Origin of the sequence: Sphingosinicella sp. BN140058, assembly GCF_004135585.1 — a bacterium.
GTDB lineage: Bacteria > Pseudomonadota > Alphaproteobacteria > Sphingomonadales > Sphingomonadaceae > Allosphingosinicella.
This window is the reverse complement of record NZ_CP035501.1, coordinates 1,150,435-1,168,911: the sequence shown is the minus strand read 5'-3', so window position 1 is coordinate 1,168,911 and position 18,477 is coordinate 1,150,435. Positions and strand designations below refer to the sequence as shown.

The following is an 18,477-nucleotide window of genomic DNA, read 5'->3' as shown; positions in this document are numbered from 1 at the left end:
GGGTGGCCGTCACGCTCTGCGCATGATGCGCTTCGGCAACGCAGCGTTATCGCTCGGTCAGCGCCCGCTGCGTGACCTGCCTCTCAAGGATCGGTTTCCCGTTCAGGACAAAGCCGCCTTGCGCAGAGCGCGTGATCAGGATCGGTGAGCCCCCGCGCCGAGCCCGGATCGTCGCGCGCGCGACAAGCGGTGTGGTCACGACGTATCGCGGCTCGCCGGGGGTCAGCGGGAACAGGCCGAGGGTGGACCAGATGTACCAGGCGGACATCGTTCCGGCGTCGTCGTCCATGCCGTCTGCAAAGCCTTGCGGGGCGAGCGCGAAGCTCTTGCCGATCCAGGGCTGGGGGCGCACGCCGGCATTGGTGTAACGGTGCGGCACCGGTTCCTCGACGTAGCGGCGGACGATGCGGTCGGTCGCGGCGCGGTCGCCCATCCAGGCGTAGAGATAGGGGACATGGAGATCGGGCTGGTTGGTGATGTTGAACAGATTGTCGCCGAAGAAGCGGTCGAGTTCGGGCTTCAGCCGGGGCCCGAGCGTCTGTGCGATCCAGTCGAGATCGAACACCGGCGCCCAGCGGTACTGCGCGAGCGTGCCCTGGTAGAGGCCGCGGGCCTGGACCACGTCGGCATCGGCACCGAGATCGCGAAACGTCGCTTGCCACATGGCGCGATAGCCGAGCGCCTGCGCGCGGAAGCGCGACGCTGTTGCCATGTCGCCTAGGTCGGAGGCGAGCTCGGCGATTGCCCAATCATCATAAGCGGCCTCGATCTGCTCGTCGGGCGTGGCGCGGGCAAGCGTGGCGCTCTCGAGGATCATGCCGTGCAGGGCTGCCTGGGCATCGAAGCCGGTAAGCCCCTTCCGGTAGAAATCGAGCAGGGCGATGCCGGCATGCTCGGTGCGGACGGTGAGGAAGGGCTCATGCGGAGTGGCCCAGCGCTGCTTGCCCGATCGATAGAGCCGGACGAGCGAGCGGGCGATCTGGGTGGCGCGCTCCGGATCGACCAGGGCAAGCAGCGGCATCTGGGTGCGGTAATTGTCCCACAACGCCCAGCTCGCATAATGCTGTTCGCCCTGGGGCAGCTGCATGATCGCGCCGTCGCTGCCGCGGAAGCGCCCGTCGGGATCGGCGATCGCGACCGGCGCCTGCATCACCCGGAACAAGGATGTGTAGAACAAGGCCTGCTGCGCCCGCGGCGCATCGATCGCGATGCGGCCGAGCGCATCGTCCCAGCCGGCGCGCGTCGCCTGCGCGATCGCCTCGAAGCTGCGCGCTCCGAGCTCGGTGTCGCGGACTGCGGCGGCCGCCTGGCGATCGACCGATGACAGGCCGGTGCGCACTTCGATCCTGTCGCCGCCGCGGACGGCGAGGAGCAGCTGTGCGCTTCCCGTACCGCCCTGCCATACACCGCTGAGCGGCTTGCCATTGAGGGTGACACGGCTCGCCGAGTGGAGGTGGTAGGCGCCCTTGTCGCAGACGGTGCCGGCGGAGAAGCTCGCCCGCACCTCGCCGTGCCTTGCGGCATCCCAGCGCGCGGCGATGCGCTTCGAATAACCCTGGTCGAAGGCGAGGCCGAGGGCGACTCGTCCGGCGCGCGGCACGGTGAAGCGGATCACGCCCGCGCCACGTGTGGCCGTCATCTCGGCGAGGATGCCGTCGGCATAAGTGACGCGGTAATAGCCGGCATGTGCCCGCTCGCGTTCCTTGTCGATCGTCGCCAGCGGCGCTGCGCCTGCATAATCGAGCGACACCCGAACGTCGCCGCCGGCACCGCTGCAGCCGACGCCGACCGCCCGCGTGTGCGAGAAGCCGGCAAGCCGGGTGGCGGCGAAGTCGTAGCCGGCATGGTTGGCCGGGCTGGTGTCGGGGCCGAGCTGCACCATGCCGAAGGGCGCCACCGCCGACGGGCTGAGCTGGCCGAAATCCGCAAGCGTCCCGACGAACGGATCGACCAGCCGAGCAAGATCGCGCGCCGATGCCGCCGCGGGCGCGAGAAGGACGAGGGCGAGCGCGAACAGGCGCGGGACGAGGCGCGTCATGGGTCGAGCGGGTCCGCGGCCTCGACGTGGAAGGCGACGGGGGAGGGGATGAAGGAAAGACTGAACGGGTTGGGACCCGGGCCTATCGTGCCCGGCTGAATTCCCATTTCGCGCAGATTGCGCGCGGCAAGATCGGGCGCGCCGATGTAGCGAATTGTCTTGTCGTCGGAGACGATCAGCGCCGCTCGGTCTGCGGGGACGCCGGCCGCGAGCAGCAGGCGGGCGCAATTGCGCAAATTGGTGGTGGTGTGGCGCGCATGCGGCTCGATGAGGATGCGATCGGCCGGGATATGGTGCTGCTCGATCAGCAGCCGCCTCATCTCGACCGCTTCGTTGAACGGGGTGCGGTTCGGGTGGACGTTGCCGCCCGAGACGATGATGAACGGGGCCAGCCCCTGCGCGAACAACTCCGCCGCGATGCGCATGCGGACATGCCCCATCACCCCAGTGCGCGACTGCGCATCCTCCGGGCCGTGCCCGAAGACGAGCAGGGCAGTGTACGGAAACTTCTGCCAAGGCGTCGTGCCGAGCGCGCGAACCGCCGCTTCGTTGTCGCCGCCGAGCAAAGGTCGATAGCTGCCCGCATCGGTGCGCTCGTTCATCTGCATCAGCCCGACCGCGTAGCGAAGCGCGGGATCGAAGACCAGGTCGCCCTCCCGCTTCAACGTCGCCGTGGCAATGCCATGCGAACCGAGCACGGTTGCGAAATCCGGTGAAAGGGGATCGAAGATCATCGCATCGATCTTGGAATAAAGCGGCGCTTCGCCCCTCGCATAGACCGCGATCACGCGGTTGATCGCCGCGGCAGCATCCGTCCAGGCCGCCGCGATGAATGCTGGATCATCGAGCGCTGCGTGGCGCGCGAACCGGCCCGAGCGGCGCATCGGTTCTGCGAGAGCCGCTGCGAGCCGGCGATCTTTCGACAGCAGGCGCAGGCGGGCGTCGACGATCGTCACATCCGCCTTCGTCCAAAGCCAGGGATCGGCGAGGCAGTGCGGTGTCGGCGTGCAGGCGTCGCCCGGCAATCGGGCGGCACGCTCGGCCGCAAGCTTGCGCAGCACGGGGTCGCGGCGGAGCGCCTCGGCCCAGCCATTCGCGGTGCGCATCATCGCGAACAGCGGAAACACCCGCGTCTCCAGCGTGTCGGGGAAGGGGGCGGCATAGCCCGCCGAATCCTGTGCAGGCGCCGCGACCGGGATGGCCGCGACACCGAGCAGGAACGTGAGCAGCGGGCGTGCCGCCTTGCGCATCGTCACCAGCTGCGGCTGACGATCAGGCGGAAATTGCGCCCGAACAGGGGCCGGCCGTAGATCGCGTCGCTGGCGCCCTGGCCGCCGAGCTGGTCGGTGCGGGGATTGCCCTCCGTCAGCCCCTTGGCGTTGGTGAGATTGTCGCCAACCGCCTGGATCCGCCACGGGCCCCGGGTCAGCGACGCGCTGGCCCCGAACGTCTGGTAGGCGGGCAGCGCCGTCAGATTGAACAGATCGACGTAGCGGCGGCCGACCCATTCGAAGCGGCCGGCAATCTCGAGTTCGCCATCGCCGACCGGGACATGCACGGCCGGCCGTAAATTGCCGAAGAACTTGGCTTCGCGGATGATCTGGTTGCCGTTGACCGCGCTCGGATCGGCCCCCGCGCTGTTCTCGAGCTTGCGATATTCGGGATCGGCCCAGGTGACCGAGCCCGTCAGATCGAACCAGCGCGTCGGCGCGATCCGGCCGTCGATTTCGACACCCTTGGCAACCGCCTCGCCGATGAACGGTACCGCCTGATCGTTGCGGCCGGTCACCGGATTGAAGGCGACGAACGAAGCGTTGAACGGATCGAACTTGGTGTAGAAGCCGGTGAGATAGAGATAGTTCGGGCCGAAATTGGCCTTAAGGCCGAGCTCGATCTGACGTGCCTTGGTCTTGACAATGGTGGGCGCGGTGCTCGTCGTCACGCCGATCTGCGGCGGCACTTCGAGATTGGAGATGCGACCGTAGGCCCCGAAATTGCCGGTGAAATCGTAGTTGAGGCCGGCCGTCCAGTTGGTTGCGGAGGGTTTGAGCTGGCGCGCGATGACCGCGCCGGTGAATGCTCGAGTGGTGTTGTCGGCAAGCGTGGTCGGATCGCCGAGATTGGCTTCCTTCGACAGCAGGGCGTAGCCGTCATAATCATACCATTCCCGCCGGATGCCCGCGTCGAGGCGCAGGCCGCGCGTGATCTCCCAGGTATCGTTGGCGTAGAGCGCGATCATCCTGGCGTCGCCGTCGCCCTGGTTAAGCGTGGTGGTGTAGCGCAGCACGCCGTCCTGGGTGACAGAGCCGAGCACCGCGCCGGTGGCGGAATAAGCAACCAGATCGATCAAACGCGGACGGCTCTGCACTTCGACCAGCATGTCCTGATACACCTGCAGGCTCGAAACACCGTAGGCCGATCCGTAGACGCCGACGCGAACGTCGTGGCTGCCGATCCCGGTTTCGAACTTGCGGGTGACGCTGAGATCGGCCTGGCCCGAATAGAAATCGGCTTCCACCGCGCGATATTGGCCGGACATGATCAGCCCGGATGCGGATGAGGGATCGTAGGCGGTCGCGCCGTTCGTGCCGGCGAGCGCATAGCCCAGCCGCGCGACGTTGGCGCCGAATGCGGTGCGCGCAGCGGCGAGATAGCCGGCGGCGAAGGTGTTGGCGTCAGCCGGGTTGGTGGTCGAATAGAACGCGTCGAAGCTGCTCTTGCCCTTGGTGTAGCCGACCTTGGCCGAGGTCAGCCAGCCGCCGAAATCGCCCTCCCAGTCGAAGCCGAGATTGAAGAAGCGCATGTGGCGGCCGTCGGCAAGATCGCGGTTCAGGGTCTGCAGCTGGTTGGTGCCGTCCAGATATTTGATGGTGACGTCGCGGAGCGCCGGCGAGTTCAAGGTGCCCTTGTGGTAATCGATGTACGGATCGAGCGAGACGTCGGGGTTGCGCGGATCGGCGGTGGGGATCGGCAGATAGAAGAGATTGTGATCGTTGACGTACATCGCCGAGATCTTGACGAAGCCGTTCTCCAGATCCTGCTTGAAATTGGCGCGGATCTGGCCGCCCTTGTCGCTGGCGAAGCCCGGATCGCGATAGCCGTCATGGTGCCGCAGGAATCCGCCGATGGCGAAATAGCTGTTGTCGTCGACCGGACCGGCCTGCATCAGATCGAGCCGGTAGAGGCCGGTGTCGCCGAGGGTGAGCTGGGCCCGGCCGCGCGGCGTCGCATCGCCCGTGACGGTGATGTTGTTGGCGATCGCCGCAGCGCTGCTGGCGAAGATCGGTGCCGGGCCGCCGCGGACAATCTCGACTCGTTCGGTCATCAGATCGAAGCGGTTCATGCCCTCGCCCGAGTTGAAGAAGGCGCCGTCGATCTCGTGGTAAAGCGGCAGCCCGTCCTGCTGGAAGATCAGATAGCCGCGATCGGTCGGGATGCCGCGGACCCGGGTGATGTTCTGGACCTCGCCGCCGGTCGCTTCGACCTGGATGCCGGGAACGGTGCCGAGCAGGTCGGCGTAGTTTTTCGGCGCGATCCGCAGCACGTCGTCCTGCTTCAAGGAATTGACCGCATAGGAAACGTCGAAGCGGCGCTGCGCCCGTGCCGTGCCGGTGATCACGATCTCGCCTTCGTCCACGGCCTCGTCCGACGCGGTCGCGGCGGTAGCGCCAGCCTCCGCATGCTGCGCCGCTGCGTCCTGGGCCGCAGCCACGGCCGGGAGCGTCGCGGCGAGCGCGCAGGCGGAGAGGAGAAGCGAACGGACGTGAGAGACGCGCATGGAATACCCCTTTTGATTTTGCCCGCGACTAGGTCCCGTTTGTGACGGGTTGGTGACTGAACCGCACAGATCCGGCATGACCGTATTCATCCCGTGCAAGCAAGGGCTCATCGAAACAGGGGCGCGGCGGGACCTGGATCGTGCAATGACGATATCCGCTTGGCGCTGCAGGAGGAATGTGTCTTGTTTTTCGACCGACCCCACGGACATTCGAGCCTTATCCTTGCTTCAGCGGCCGCAATGCTGGCTCTTGCGAGCCCGGCGGCGGCGCAGGATTTGGGGGGAGCGCTGGATCTGGGGCAATTGGGCGCGGACATCGGCGTCAACAACGCCATTCGCGCCAACGTCGCGCGCTCCCGCCCCGCGACCCGGCCGGTGCGGATCGTGCCTGGGACGGAGACGCAGCTCAGCTTTCGGCCGTCGCTGGAGCAGCGCCGCAAGAACCTCGCGCAGTTCGTCGCAAGGTCGCGGGCGCGAGATGCGGAGGGCGCGGCGCGGATGGAGGCGCTGTTTGCGTCCGGCGACGTGATCGGCCGGATCAATGGCCAGCTCGGCACCTACGGCTTCCGCACCAACCACGTCGCCGACGCATATGCGGCCTGGTGGATCAATGCGTGGCTCGCTTCGCGCGGGCGCACCGACGATCCGACCCGCGCCCAGATCGACGCGGTGCGGGCGCAGGCCGCCGACGCCATGCGGGCACTGCCGCAACTGGCGCGCGCAAGCGATGCGACCAAGCAGGAGATGGCCGAGGCCTATCTGGTGCAGACCGCGCTGATCGGATCCGCCCTCGACGCTGCCAACGGCAATCCCGAGCGGATGCGCCAGGTTGCGGCGGCGGTGCGCCAGGCCGCCCGTGCGGCCGGGCTCGACCTGGCCGCCATGAACCTCACCGATCGGGGTTTCGTACCGCGCTAGGCCGTCGCTACCTCGAGTGGCGTCGGCCGCAATGCCGTCTTTACCGCAGCCAACGCTCCGCCTTATCGTCGCTGCAAATCGGCAGCCAGGAGCCCGCCATGTGTGAACGCGACCAGATCGAAGAGTGGAATGATGGCAGGCCATCCGACTGGAGCGTCAATCGGCGGCAGTTCGGGATCGCCGGCCTGGGTGTGCTGGCCGCCTGCGCGTCCGGATCCGTCGCCGATGCGGCCGGTGGTCTTGCTGAGGACCGTGTGCGGGTGACGACGCCGGACGGGACCATGGACGCGTTCTTCGTCCGTCCGGCGAAGGGGCGGCATCCTGCGATCCTGACCTGGCCCGACATCGCCGGTCTCCGCGAAGCGTTCGAGGTCATGGCACGGCGTCTGTCCGGGCAGGGCTATGCCGTGCTGGTGGTCAATCCTTATTATCGGTCCGTGCCGGCGCCGCAGTTTCCCGATTTCGCGCAATTCCGTGCCCAGGGCGGGTTCGAGAAAGTGGGGCCTTGGCGTGCCGCTTTGACGGCCGACGCGGTCCAGCGCGATGCCAAAGCGGCGATCGCCTGGCTCGACGCGCGGTCGGAGGTCGACACGAAACGCGGTGTCGGCACGCACGGTTATTGCATGGGCGGACCCTTCACGGTGTGGACAGCCGCTGCAGTGCCGGGGCGAGTCCGCGCGGCGGCGTCGCTTCACGGCGGAGGGCTGGTCAAGGCCGACGATCCGCAAAGCCCGCATGCGCTGCTCGCCAAGACGCAGGCAGGCTATCTGTTCGCGATCGGTCAGGACGACGACGCCAAGGCGCCCGACGTGAAGACGGCGCTACGCGATGCGGCGGCGGCGGCCGGCCGATCGGCCGAAGTGGAGGTGTACGCCGCCAACCATGGCTGGACGGTGCTCGACAGCCCTTCCTACGAGGCGAAGGCGGCCGAGCGCGCCTGGGAGCGGATGAGCGCTCTGTTCAAGACCCTGTAGCGATCGCTCTCTCCGGAACGGGAGCATGGGGCGAACTACGACCGGAGAGGGGTACTTGCAATCATATGCATGCTTGTGTATATGCACGTTCATGCACATAGACGCTTTCCAGACCTTGGCCGATCCGACCCGTCGCAGGGTCGTCGACGCGCTCAGCGGCGGCGAGCGGCAGGTCAACGACATCGTCGCCGAGATTGGCATTCACCAATCCGGCGTCTCCCGCCACCTGCGCATCCTTCATGAAGCTGGCTTCGTGACGGTGCGGGCGGATGGGCAGCGGCGCCTTTATGCGCTGAAGCCGGACCGCTTCCACGAGCTGGACGAATGGCTCGCCAAATATCGAACGCTCTGGGAGGCGCGGCTGGACCGCTTCGGCGCCGCCCTCGCGCGTCAGCAGCATCGCAAATCCAAAGGGAGTTCCGGGAATGACTGACCAGATCGAGTCGAGCCTCGTCGTCGAGCGCACCTATGCGGCCACCGTCGAGGAGTTGTGGACGCTGTGGACGACCAAGGAAGGGTTCGAATCCTGGTGGGGTCCGGAGCAGTTCCGCGCCGACGTCCACACCATCGAGCCGCGTCCCGGCGGCGCGCTCCACTACGACATGGTTGCCGACACGCCTGAGGCGATCGCCGCCATGGAGCGCATGAACGCGCCGACCTCGCAGCCCTGTCGGGGCGCGTTCACCACGTTCGAGCCCTATCACCGGCTGGTTCTCACCCAGCTCATCGACTTCCTTCCCGGGGTCGAGCCCTATGACAGCAGGATCGCCGTCGATTTCTTTCCCGGTGCCGAGGGCCATGTGCGCATGGTGGTGACGTTGAGCCAGATGCACGATGCGGCAACCAGCGCGATGCAAAGGGAAGGCTTTACCAGCCAGCTTTCGAAGCTGGACCGACGTTACGGGCAGCGGGCATAGTCGCCATCTCGTGGTCGCCGATCGCGTCCGTTCGCAATGGAAGCCAAGGAATGCTGCTGTTCCTGTCCGTTGTCGCGTTGCTGGAATGGTCGAGCGGGAATGCGGTGCCGCCGCCTTCGCCACGGGATCCGGAGATCATGGTCACCGGCCAGCGGCTGAAGCGGATTCGTGTCGAAACCCGGCGGGATCCCAAGACCGGCATGGTCCGCTGCAGGGTGAAGCGGACAAGCGGCGATCCCGCGCTCGATGGACGGGTCTGCGACGCCGTGCTCACCTGTGCCAGGGTCGCGCGCAAGCCGAGCGATATGGAAGCATGCGTCACGCCGCGGCTGGCCGCGATCGGCAATCCTTCGAAGCCGCAAGCCGACGCGCCGGATTGAACGGGCGCCGGGTATAGTTGCTTGCCCCCGCCGCCCCCAGCGCATAGGACCTCTTCATTACCTTTCTAGAACCATTGAGGATCCTGATGCGCGTATCGCCCACTCGTCTTCTGTCGCTCGCTTCGGGCGCCGCGCTGGCGCTGGCCGTCCCGGCCGGCGCGCAGACCCTGCCGGCGATCTTTCCGCAGCCGGTTTCGGCGAAGCTAACGGGCAACGACCTCGCACTCGGCAGGAAAGTGGTCTTGGTGCACGCCGGCAGGCCGGACACCGAGGCCGACGCCCTCGTGCGCCGGATCCTGACCGGTGCCGGCGTCGAGCGGATCGAGACGGCCAGCCGGTTGCCCGCCCGGCTCGACGGCACCTATGTGGTGCTCGGCACCGGCGATACCGCCCTGGTGAGGAGCGCCCTGGCGCGCACCGGGACTGCGCTCCCGTCCCAGGACGAAGGTTATGCGCTCGCCAGCCGTGCGCTTGACGGCGGCACGCTGATCCTGCTCGCCGGCAAGGATGGGGATGGGCTCTATCATGCCGCCCAGACGCTGCGGCAGATCGTGCGCGGCCCGGCCGTACCGGCGCTCGACGTCATCGACTACCCTGCGATGCCCGTGCGCGGCACGATCGAGGGCTTTTACGGCAAGCCCTGGTCGATGGCCGAGCGCGCGTCGCACATCGGCTTTCTCGCCGAGATGAAGGCAAATACCTACATCTACAGCCCCAAGGACGAGCCGTTCGCGCGCGACCGCTGGCGCGAGGATTACCCGGCCGAAACGCTGAAGGCCCTCGGCGGGCTGGTCGACACGGCCAACCGCCAGCACGTCACCTTCGTCTACGCGATCTCGCCCGGACCCTCGATCTGCTATTCGAGCGCGGCCGATCTCGAGGCGATCCGCCGCAAGTTCAAGGCGCTGCGCGGTATCGGCGTGCGGAGCTTCTACGTCGCGCTCGACGATATCGAATATACCAAGTGGAACTGTCCCGGCGACGAAGCCGCGTTCGGCGCGCCCGGAGAGGCGGCGGCGGCAAGCGCGCAGGCGCGCCTGCTGAACGCGGTCCAGGCCGATCTGGTCGCCGCCGACGATCACGGCTCGCTGATCATGGTGCCGACCGAATATTACAACGTGACCGAGAGCCCCTACAAGGCGACGTTGCGCAAGGAACTCGATCCGCGCGTGGTGGTGCAGTGGACCGGCACCGACGTCGTGCCGCCGGCGATCTCCGTCGGCGACGCCCGTGCTGCGACGAAGGCGTTCGGCCGCAAGACCCTGCTCTGGGACAATTATCCGGTCAACGATTACGGCCAGTCTGCCGGCCGATTGCTGCTCGCACCTTATGCGCGGCGCGAGGCCGGCCTGTCGGCGGACCTCAGCGGCATCGTCTCCAACCCGATGAACCAGGAAGCGGCGAGCCGCCCGGCGGTGATGGGGCTGGTCGCCTTCGCCTGGAACGATCGCGGCTACGATGCCGATCGGACCTGGCAAGCGTCGGCGCGCTACCTGGCCAACGGCGATCCGCAGGTCACCGCCGCCTTGCTCGCCTTTTTCGACACGCAGCATCTCGCGCCGACCTTCGGCACCCAGCCGTGGCAGCCGCAAGCGCCCCGCCTAAAGGCGCTGATCGATCGCACCCGCGATGCCTTGGCGCTCGGCGATGCCGCCACCCAGGCCGACGCACTCGCGGCACTGGGGACTGCGGCGGACAGGCTGGCGACCGCTCCCGATCTGATCCGGGCCGGAGTCACCGTTCCGGGCTTCGTCGCACAGTCGGCCCCCTGGCTGGAGGCAACCGCGCTCTGGGGTCGCGCGCTGCAATTGACTGTCAGCGGCCTGGCCGCGGCCTTGGACGACGCCGGCGGCGGCGACACGGCCGGCCGCTTCTTCACGGAAGCTCAACGGCTCGCTGCCCAGGCGGCTGCGATCCAGCCAATCCCGGGCGCGGTTCGTCCGGAAGGACCGATCAAAGTCGCCGACGGCGTCTTGGACGTCTTCATCCAAGACGCACCAAACCTGGTTCTCGCGACCGGTAGGGCGGATTGAGGAGCGCTCCTAACCCCGCGCCTCCTGCCAATGCGGGTAAGTGACATAGGCGGTCACCGCTCCCTCCGCATGTGAGCGGATGGTGACCGCCTGGCCCTTGGGCATGTGCACGATTTCGCCTGGCCCGGCGGTAACGGTGCCGGTCTCGCTCGTGACCGACAGCTGTCCTTCGAGGACGATCATGACGTCGTCGACGGCCATGGTCTCGTCGAGGCGCTGATCGGGCCCGTAGCGGCCGAAGCCGATCGTGATCGGCGCACCGTCGCGCTGATCGATCACATTGCCGGCGAACACGTCCCCGCTCTGTCCTGGCGAGCGCTCGAACTTTGCGTCGGAAGTGGCGAATTTGCGAACGGCCATCCTGGTGTCTCCGTATCGATGATGTGCCGGTCGACGCGCGAACAGCGTGCGCGGTTCAACCAGCGATCGATCATCTGTGCGGACGGTGAGATCAGCGTCAGGGATGACGTAGAAGGGATTGGGCGCGTGTGGACGTGATGGGCGCCTGCTCTTATCATCATGGCAGAGCCGCAACGGAGCGCGAATGTGCTGAACGAGGTGCCTGCCGCCAGCGGGGTCGGTCTTCGCCTGAGCAAGGGTGAGTGCCTCCGACTGATCGACATCGACGGTGGGCAGACCGGCGATCTCGTCGCTTTTTCGACCGACGGCGGCGAGCGGCTGTCGAGCGGGCGCAGCTTCGATTATCAGGGAACCGTCCGGCTCTCCGTAGGAGACCAATTGTGGTCCGACCGGAGCCGGCCGATGATGACCATCGTTGCTGACGAGATCGGCCGCCACGACATGTTCTACGCCGCCTGCACGCGCGAGATGTATGCGCTCCAGCACGGCCTCGAGGATCATCCCAATTGCCATGACAATCTGGTTGCGGCTCTGTCTGGGCTCGGGATCGACCCGCACCCGCTGCCGCAGACGTTCAACTTCTTCCTGAACGTCGAGATCGACGCGGCAGGCCGGCTGGCGATCGTCCCACCGCACTCCCGGCCCGGCGCCGAAATGATGTTTCGGGCCGAGATGGATCTGCTGGTGGCGCTCTCCGCCTGTCCGTCGAGCACCTGCAATGGCGGTGCCGAACCACGGCCGGTCGGATATGAAGTGCTCGCCGCCCCTTCCGGGCTCGAACACAGCAGCGAGGATGCAAGCCGCTGAGTCCGCGATGATTGACGCCCTCGAACAGCCGACGACGGTCGCATCGCTCCCGCGTGACTGCTCAGCTTGGCGGAGCCGAGATCGTCAAGGTGGAAAGCATTGCGCTGGCGAGCGTCGGGTTGGTGCGGGCCTGAGCCAGGGCGGTGGCGAGTTGCGGGCGGACGCCGCGCCACGCATAATTGCGGCACGCCGATTCCACCATGAAGGTGCCCGCGGGGGTGCAGACGAAGCCGACCGCGTTGCTCACCCGTCGCATCAACCTGCGCTCGCCATCTGTTGTGGTGATGTCGAGATCGCGAAAGCTGACGATGCGGGTCAGGCGCCCGTCCTCGTCGACGATCGTACGATGTCCGGTGACGACGACCGGTGCTGCGAAGGCGGGGGATGCCGCTGCGGTGAGGAGGCCGAGGGCGCAAAGCAAAGAGAGGCTTTTCATGTCGTTTCTCCGCGACCCGAACCTGGGCCGCATCCTGCCCGGTGCGCCGAACCGCAGCCGCGCGCACCCCGGGTTCGACAAGCCCCGGCAGCGCATCGATGAAGCACTGGTTACGCCGACGAGAGCATGCTTTTCGCCGATGAACGGCAGGGAGGAAATGCGCCGCGACGACTCGCCGTCGCGCGCAGCACGGACGGCGCTTCCACGGCGACCGATCGCTGGTTAGGCTCCCCGCACCCGAGAAAGGATGAACATGCACAAATCCATCTGGTTACGAGCCGCCGCTGTCCTGACCGTCGCCATGCCGATTGGCGCGCCGCTGGCGGCGCAGGCCGCACGGGAGGCCGCCCAGGCCGCACCCGCGGCGGAGGATGCGAGGCTCTATGCCTTTCTCGACGGCGAATTCACCGAGGAGCTGCGCCAGCGGCCGCAGCTGGCGACGCAATTGGGCCTCAAGGAAGGTCAGGATCGGCTTGACGACATCAGCGATGCCGGGGCGCGGCGGCTGCTGGAGTGGCGTCGCGGCAGCGTCGCGCGGATGAAGGCGCAGTTCGATCGTGCCAAGCTCTCGCCTTCTGCCCAGACCAATTACGACATCTGGGCTCTGGAGCTCGATCGGGCCGAGCTCGCGTACCGCATCCGCAGCTATGCGCCACCTTTCTACTCGTTTCTCTATTCGGCGCACGCACGGCTACCGGATTTCCTGATCAACACGCATAACGTGCAGGAGCCGGCCGACATGCGCGCCTATGCGGCGCGCCTGCGCGCAATTCCGGCGGTACTCGACGAAGCGATCAGGCAGAGCGACGCGTCGGCCGCGACCGGGGTGCGCGTGCCTAAATTTCAGGTGGAAAGGCTGATCGCCGGCAGCCGTGCCATCGTCGCCGGAGCCCCGTTTGACGACGGCGCCGCATCGCCCTTGTGGGCCGACGCCCAGGCCAAGGTGAGCAAGCTGCAGACGGGCGGCAAGGTTTCGCCTGAGGAAGCGCAGACGCTGCTCGCCGACACCAGGGCGGCCTTGCTGTCGCTGAAGCCCGCCTATGCGCGGGTGATCGCCTGGGGCGAGGCCGCCTTGCCGAATGCGCCGAGCGGCCGTGTCGGTGCGATCTCCCTGCCGGGCGGCACCGATTATTATGCTGCCGCGCTGAAGCTCAACACCACCACCGATCTCACCGCAGCACAGATCCATCGGATCGGCCGAGACGAGGTCAAGAGGATCGAGGGGGAGCAGGATGCCCTCGCGCGGCAAGGCGGCTTCAAGGATCGGAATGCTTATTATGCCGAGCTGGAACGGCTCTACCCGCCGCAGCCATGGACCGATGCCCTCCGCGCCGATTACCTGCGCAACGCCAATGCCGCGATCGCACGCAACCGCACGTTGCTGCCCAAATATTTCGGCTTGCTGCCCGAACATCGCATGGAAGTGGTCCGCGAGCCGTCCTTCAGCGAGGTCGCAGGCGGTGCGGCTCATGCCGCGGCGCCGAGCCCGGACGGCGCCCGCCCTGGCCGAGTCTATGTCCACCTGCTTGGGGTCACCAGCGATCCTTCGCCCGCGGCGACGGTCGATCTGATGTGCCACGAGGGCGTTCCTGGTCACGTCATGCAGGGCGACATCCAGGTGCGGCAGAGCGCCGGGCCCAAATTCCGGCAGTCGGCCCGCTACGTTGCCTTCGGTGAAGGCTGGGCCCTCTATGCCGAGGCCCTGTGCAAGGAGATGGGCGCGTATCCCGATCTCGCCAGCGATTTCATGCGTCTCGATGCCGAGCTGTTCCGGGCGGCACGCCTGGTCGTCGACACCGGTATTCATGCCCAGGGTTGGACCGAGCAGCAGGCGATCGACTATATGGTCGCATCGGGCCGCGCCTCGCCCGACCAGGCGCAGTCGGAGGTGCGGCGCTACATCACCCTCCCGGGCCAGGCGACCGGCTACAAGATCGGCATGCTCAAGATCATGGAGCTTCGGCAGAAGGCCGAGCGCAAGCTCGGTGCCAAGTTCGACATCAAGAGATTCCACGATCTCCTGATCGGATCCGGTTCGCTGCCGCTGTCCATCCTCGAACGCCAGGTCGATGCCTGGATCGCCGCGCGCATGTAAGTCCGCGCAGCGATCAGGCTTTACCCTGCCGGGAGCAGCAGCGACAGATCCGCGCGGCTTGGTTCGACGAACATGTCCACGGGTGCCGGCGCGTTGAAGATGGTCACGCATTCGGCGCCGCGCCAGAGCTCGGCAACACCGTCGGACGCCATCTTCGAAGACCGTCTGATTGCGTCCAGATCATCGGCGGCGCTGAGAATGTCGGCACGTTCGATATGATCGTGCTTGTAGTGGAACAGGCGATAATCGGGCACGCGGCGCTCTCCGGGGTTGGCCGCGTGCTAGACCAAAGCAGCGTCGGCCGAAGCATGGCCATTGTGCCGTGTGTTCGGCCGGAATGCGGGGGCGCGGCTTTCCGCCGCGCCCCGCCTCAATCCTTCCGGCGCGCGTCCAGCAGCTCCGACAAAGCCTGCGAGGCTGCGATCGCGCGGGAAGCCCGCCGTGACGGTGGTCAGATAGACGATCTCCTTCAACTCCGCTTCGGAGACACCCGCATTGAGGGCGTAGCCGGCATGGACCTTGAGGAATTGGGGCTCGCCCATCGCGGCAAAGGCCGCGACGGCGGCGAGCTGGCGGGTGCGATTGTCGAGCCCCGGCCGCGCCCAGACATCGCCGAGGGCAAAGCCGCGCGTCGCGTCGGCGAGGAACGGGAAGTCGCGCCGCATTCGCTCCAGCAACGGCTGCGGTGCGCCGCGGTTGAGGCTGCGGATCACCGCATCCCCGCGCTCGAGACGCGGATCAGCGCTTTGCGCCGCCGCTGCGGCGGGGAGCGCTGCGGCCAGCGAAAGCGCCGTGGCCGCCTGGCAGAGAAATCGAGATTTCATAACAGCCTCCTTCAGCCCGCGGTTGGCCGGACGACGATGTCGCTGACGTCGACATCCTCGGGCTGCTCGATCGCGTAACGGACCGCGCGGGCGATCGCATCGGGCTTCAGTGCGATCGCGCGGTAGCTGCGCATCGCCTCGGCCGCGGTCGGGTCGGTGATCGTGTTGGCGAGCTCGCTCTCGACCACGCCCGGATAGATGCAGGTGACGCGGATCCGGTCATTCTCCTGCCGGAGCCCTTCCGAGATTGCGCGGACGGCATATTTGGTGCCGCAATAGACGGCTGCGGTGGGCACCACCGACAACGCGCCGATCGACGCCATGTTGATGATGTGGCCGCTGCCCCGCGCCGTCATCTCCGGAAGCACCGCGGCAATGCCGTAGAGCACGCCCTTGATGTTGACGTCGACCATGCGGTCCCATTCGTCGACCTTGAGCGAAGCCATCGGCGAGAGCGGCATCACGCCGGCATTATTGACGATAACGTCGATCCGGCCGAAGCGTTCGCGCGCGGCGTCGGCGAAGGCGGCGACGCTGACGCGGTCGGTGACGTCGAGCGGGCGAACCAGGGCATCGCCGCCTTCGCTCCCGATCTCGGCGGCGAGCGCCTCCAGGAGATCGGTGCGGCGGGCGCCAAGAACGAGCTTGGCACCAGCCGCACCAAGCTCGCGCGCGATCCCGGCGCCGATCCCGCTCGAGGCGCCAGTGACGAGAATGACTTTGTCGAGTCTCATGGCGAATGTCCTTTCTTCCACATGGAGGGCGGCGCTGCGGCCGTGTCGGGAAGATGGACGCTCGTGATCGTGAGGATAAGCCGCCGAATGGCGGATTGTCCGGTAAGGTCAGCTAACCAAATGTCTCAAGCAGTGGACGGTATTGCACGTTCAGTGCAGGTGTACTATGTCCATAAAACACCTTGGGAGCTCTATGCATGAAAACGTCGAAACTGGTTCGCAAGCTTGGCCGCAAACTGGCGAAGAAGCTCGCGGGAGAGGTCGCGCGCAAGCTCCACCGGAAAGCCGCGGCGTTCCGCTGACCGATATCCGTGGTCAACCAGATAAGCGCGAGCGCCCGGCGCTACCCGGCGTAACGGGCTTCGAGCAGATCGAGTTCGCGGATCAGCTTGCGCGAGACCTCGGTGCCGAGCTCACGGCGCTGGCGCATTTCGAAGATCGCCGCGCGCTCGGCGCGGACGGCAGCGAGGCGGAGTTCGCGCTCGATCCGCCACAGCTCGCGCCGTTCCTCTCTGGGCGCCTGCTCCAGCCGATCGAGACGGAGCCGATAGAGGTCCATGATCTCTGCAGCGACCGTGACGTAGACGTCGGCATCCGCACGGCCCGTAGCCATGTCGTGCTCCACCCGCTCGATCTCCGCGATGGCCGCGCGGGCGGCGGCAGTGCGGGCGCGATCTTCCTCACCCACCGCTTGCGGTTCGGCAGGCATCTTCAGGTCGCGCAGCAGCCAGGGCAGGCTCACGCTGGCGACCAGCAGCGACGTGATGATCACGCCCATGGCGAGCAGGATGGCGAGATCGCGTGCGGGAAACGGAGCGCCGTCGTTCAGCGTCAGCGGCAAGGTCAGGACGCCGGCGAGGGTGATCGCGCCGCGAACGCCCGCGCACGACATCGCCGCGACGATCTTCCAGTCCGGACGGGTGCCGCGCTCGCCCCGTCGCAGCAAGGTGAAGCGGAACGAGATCCACACCCATAAAAAGCGCAGCGCCGCCAGAGCGAGCGTGATCGCGACGACATAGACTCCCAGCCACCAGGGCGTGTGATGGCCGGTCAGACGGACGGTCTCGGCGGCGCCGGCGAGGATGAGCGGCAGCTGTTCGCCGAGCAGCACGAAGATGGTACCGTTGGCGGCGAACTGGATGATGTCCCAGACGGTGCTGCGCCGGATCCGGGTCGTCGCCAGCGCCTGGCCGCGGCCTTCGACCCAGCCCATCGTCAGGCCTGCCGAGACGGCTGCGAGGATCCCCGAACAGTGGAGATGTTCGGCAAGCAGGTAGGCGCCGAATGGAATCAGCAGGCTGATCAGGATCTGCGAGGCGCTTTCCTCGCCGAGACGCCGGCTCACCCAGTCCTTCGCCCTGGCTGCGCCCCAGGTCAGCCCCGCGCCGACGGCGATGCCGCCTGCCGCCAGCCAGAGGAAATTCAGGGCGGCATCGTGCAGCGAAAAAGCGCCGGTAAGCGCGGCGGCGATGGCGAAGCGAAGGCAGACGAGCCCGGAGGCATCGTTGAGCAGGGACTCGCCTTCGAGGATGTGCATCATGCGCTTGGGAATGGGGACACGCTGGGCGATCGCCGACACCGCGATCGGATCGGTCGGCGACACGACGGCGGCGAGGGCGAAGGCGACCGCCAGCGGCATTGCCGGCACCATCCAGTGGATGAACAGGCCCATGCCGACCACGGTGAACAGTACCAGGCCCAGCGCCAGCTCGACGATGGTGACCGCGTCCTTGAACATCTCCTCGCGCGGAATCCGCCAGCCATCCAGGAACAGCAAGGGCGGCAGGAACAGCAGGAAGAAGATTTCGGGGTCGAGAGTCACGCGCCAGTCGGCGACCGTGCCGATCACCGCACCCAAGGCGATCTGCACCAGGGGGCGCGGCAGGTTGATCGGCAGCAACCGCGAGACGATGCCGCTGAGCACCACCGCGAGCAGCAGCATGAGGACGATGGTGATGGTTTCCAGCGATATCTCTCCGGTACGGATCAGTCGCTGCCGGTTCTAGGCAGCCGCCTCGGCTCGCGCCAACCCCCTCATGGCGACGCGGCCAATGTTTCGCATGAGATCCGCTCATGGCTCCGCCGAGAATTGATGCTTTGCGCGGCGTCGGCGGACCCGGCCAAACTGCTGGCTTGCAGACGGGCCGCCCAGGTCTTCATCGCGCATCGCAGGGGGATCTGTC

At 66.9% G+C, this 18,477-nt stretch carries 18 protein-coding genes; 9 read left to right on the top strand and 9 right to left on the bottom strand.

The features are described from left to right. Positions 1-46 precede the first annotated feature (46 nt). The 3 genes from ETR14_RS05235 to ETR14_RS05225 are packed head-to-tail and all read right to left on the bottom strand — an operon-like array spanning position 47 to position 5,816. Positions 47-2,038 (bottom strand): glycoside hydrolase domain-containing protein, encoded by a 1,992-nt coding sequence (locus ETR14_RS05235; RefSeq protein ID WP_129383682.1) that lies wholly within the window; start codon positions 2,036-2,038, stop codon positions 47-49. Then, positions 2,035-3,288 carry a YdcF family protein gene (locus ETR14_RS05230; RefSeq protein ID WP_129391369.1) on the bottom strand — a complete coding sequence of 418 codons (1,254 nt, stop codon included), beginning with the start codon at positions 3,286-3,288 and terminating at the stop codon, positions 2,035-2,037. The genes ETR14_RS05235 and ETR14_RS05230 overlap by 4 nt, the downstream gene beginning before the upstream one ends. A gap of 2 nt (positions 3,289-3,290) precedes the next feature. Continuing rightward, the gene (locus tag ETR14_RS05225) at positions 3,291-5,816 is read right to left on the bottom strand and encodes a TonB-dependent receptor (protein WP_129383681.1); all 2,526 of its coding nucleotides are present in this window, start codon (positions 5,814-5,816) and stop codon (positions 3,291-3,293) included. Between the two features lie 240 nt (positions 5,817-6,056). Here ETR14_RS05225 and ETR14_RS05220 point away from each other — a divergent pair, with 240 nt between their 5' ends. The 6 genes from ETR14_RS05220 (at position 6,057) to ETR14_RS05195 (ending at position 11,038) form a co-directional block, all read left to right on the top strand. Beyond that, on the top strand, positions 6,057-6,734 hold the full coding sequence (locus ETR14_RS05220; protein WP_129383680.1) for a DUF6683 family protein: 678 nt from the start codon (positions 6,057-6,059) through the stop codon (positions 6,732-6,734). 98 nt (positions 6,735-6,832) lie between these two features. Next, positions 6,833-7,708: a dienelactone hydrolase family protein gene (locus ETR14_RS05215; protein WP_129383679.1), complete on the top strand. Its 876-nt coding sequence runs from the start codon at positions 6,833-6,835 to the stop codon at positions 7,706-7,708. A gap of 91 nt (positions 7,709-7,799) precedes the next feature. Next, positions 7,800-8,141 carry a helix-turn-helix transcriptional regulator gene (locus ETR14_RS05210; protein WP_129383678.1) on the top strand — a complete coding sequence of 114 codons (342 nt, stop codon included), beginning with the start codon at positions 7,800-7,802 and terminating at the stop codon, positions 8,139-8,141. Continuing rightward, complete coding sequence (locus ETR14_RS05205) at positions 8,134-8,625, top strand: SRPBCC domain-containing protein (protein ID WP_129383677.1); 492 nt, start codon at positions 8,134-8,136, stop codon at positions 8,623-8,625. Before ETR14_RS05210 ends, ETR14_RS05205 begins: the two co-directional genes overlap by 8 nt. A gap of 50 nt (positions 8,626-8,675) precedes the next feature. Further along, positions 8,676-9,005: a hypothetical protein gene (locus ETR14_RS05200; protein WP_129383676.1), complete on the top strand. Its 330-nt coding sequence runs from the start codon at positions 8,676-8,678 to the stop codon at positions 9,003-9,005. An 86-nt stretch (positions 9,006-9,091) separates the two neighbouring features. After that, positions 9,092-11,038 carry a beta-N-acetylglucosaminidase domain-containing protein gene (locus tag ETR14_RS05195; protein WP_129383675.1) on the top strand — a complete coding sequence of 649 codons (1,947 nt, stop codon included), beginning with the start codon at positions 9,092-9,094 and terminating at the stop codon, positions 11,036-11,038. Between the two features lie 9 nt (positions 11,039-11,047). On the opposite strand, the gene ETR14_RS05190 is transcribed toward ETR14_RS05195, so the two are convergent. Beyond that, positions 11,048-11,398, bottom strand: a complete 351-nt coding sequence (locus ETR14_RS05190; RefSeq protein WP_129383674.1) for an AraC family ligand binding domain-containing protein — start codon at positions 11,396-11,398, stop codon at positions 11,048-11,050. 186 nt (positions 11,399-11,584) lie between these two features. On the opposite strand from ETR14_RS05190, the gene ETR14_RS05185 reads away from it, so the two are divergent. Further along, entirely contained in the window at positions 11,585-12,205 is a 621-nt protein-coding gene (locus ETR14_RS05185; protein WP_165356324.1) for a DUF1989 domain-containing protein, read from the top strand. 61 nt (positions 12,206-12,266) lie between these two features. Here the strand turns inward: ETR14_RS05185 and ETR14_RS05180 are convergent, their stop codons facing one another. Continuing rightward, positions 12,267-12,641, bottom strand: coding sequence for a UrcA family protein (locus ETR14_RS05180; protein WP_165356323.1), 375 nt, complete (start codon positions 12,639-12,641; stop codon positions 12,267-12,269). Here ETR14_RS05180 and ETR14_RS28145 point away from each other — a divergent pair. Continuing rightward, a complete protein-coding gene (locus tag ETR14_RS28145; protein ID WP_165356322.1) occupies positions 12,640-12,867 on the top strand; it encodes a hypothetical protein in 228 nt (75 codons plus the stop codon). The two genes, ETR14_RS05180 and ETR14_RS28145, sit on opposite strands and share 2 nt — an antisense overlap. A gap of 27 nt (positions 12,868-12,894) precedes the next feature. After that, positions 12,895-14,736, top strand: coding sequence for a DUF885 family protein (locus ETR14_RS05175; RefSeq protein ID WP_129383671.1), 1,842 nt, complete (start codon positions 12,895-12,897; stop codon positions 14,734-14,736). 20 nt (positions 14,737-14,756) lie between these two features. Here ETR14_RS05175 and ETR14_RS05170 read toward each other — a convergent pair whose 3' ends face one another. The 4 genes from ETR14_RS05170 to ETR14_RS05155 form a co-directional block, all read right to left on the bottom strand. After that, positions 14,757-14,990, bottom strand: coding sequence for a hypothetical protein (locus tag ETR14_RS05170; RefSeq protein ID WP_129383670.1), 234 nt, complete (start codon positions 14,988-14,990; stop codon positions 14,757-14,759). A 27-nt stretch (positions 14,991-15,017) separates the two neighbouring features. Then, positions 15,018-15,560 carry a carboxymuconolactone decarboxylase family protein gene (locus tag ETR14_RS05165; RefSeq protein WP_206185973.1) on the bottom strand — a complete coding sequence of 181 codons (543 nt, stop codon included), beginning with the start codon at positions 15,558-15,560 and terminating at the stop codon, positions 15,018-15,020. A gap of 11 nt (positions 15,561-15,571) precedes the next feature. Then, on the bottom strand, positions 15,572-16,294 hold the full coding sequence (locus ETR14_RS05160) for an SDR family oxidoreductase (RefSeq protein ID WP_129383669.1): 723 nt from the start codon (positions 16,292-16,294) through the stop codon (positions 15,572-15,574). A gap of 343 nt (positions 16,295-16,637) precedes the next feature. Beyond that, entirely contained in the window at positions 16,638-18,236 is a 1,599-nt protein-coding gene (locus tag ETR14_RS05155; RefSeq protein ID WP_371416749.1) for a Na+/H+ antiporter, read from the bottom strand. Positions 18,237-18,477: the final 241 nt, after the last annotated feature.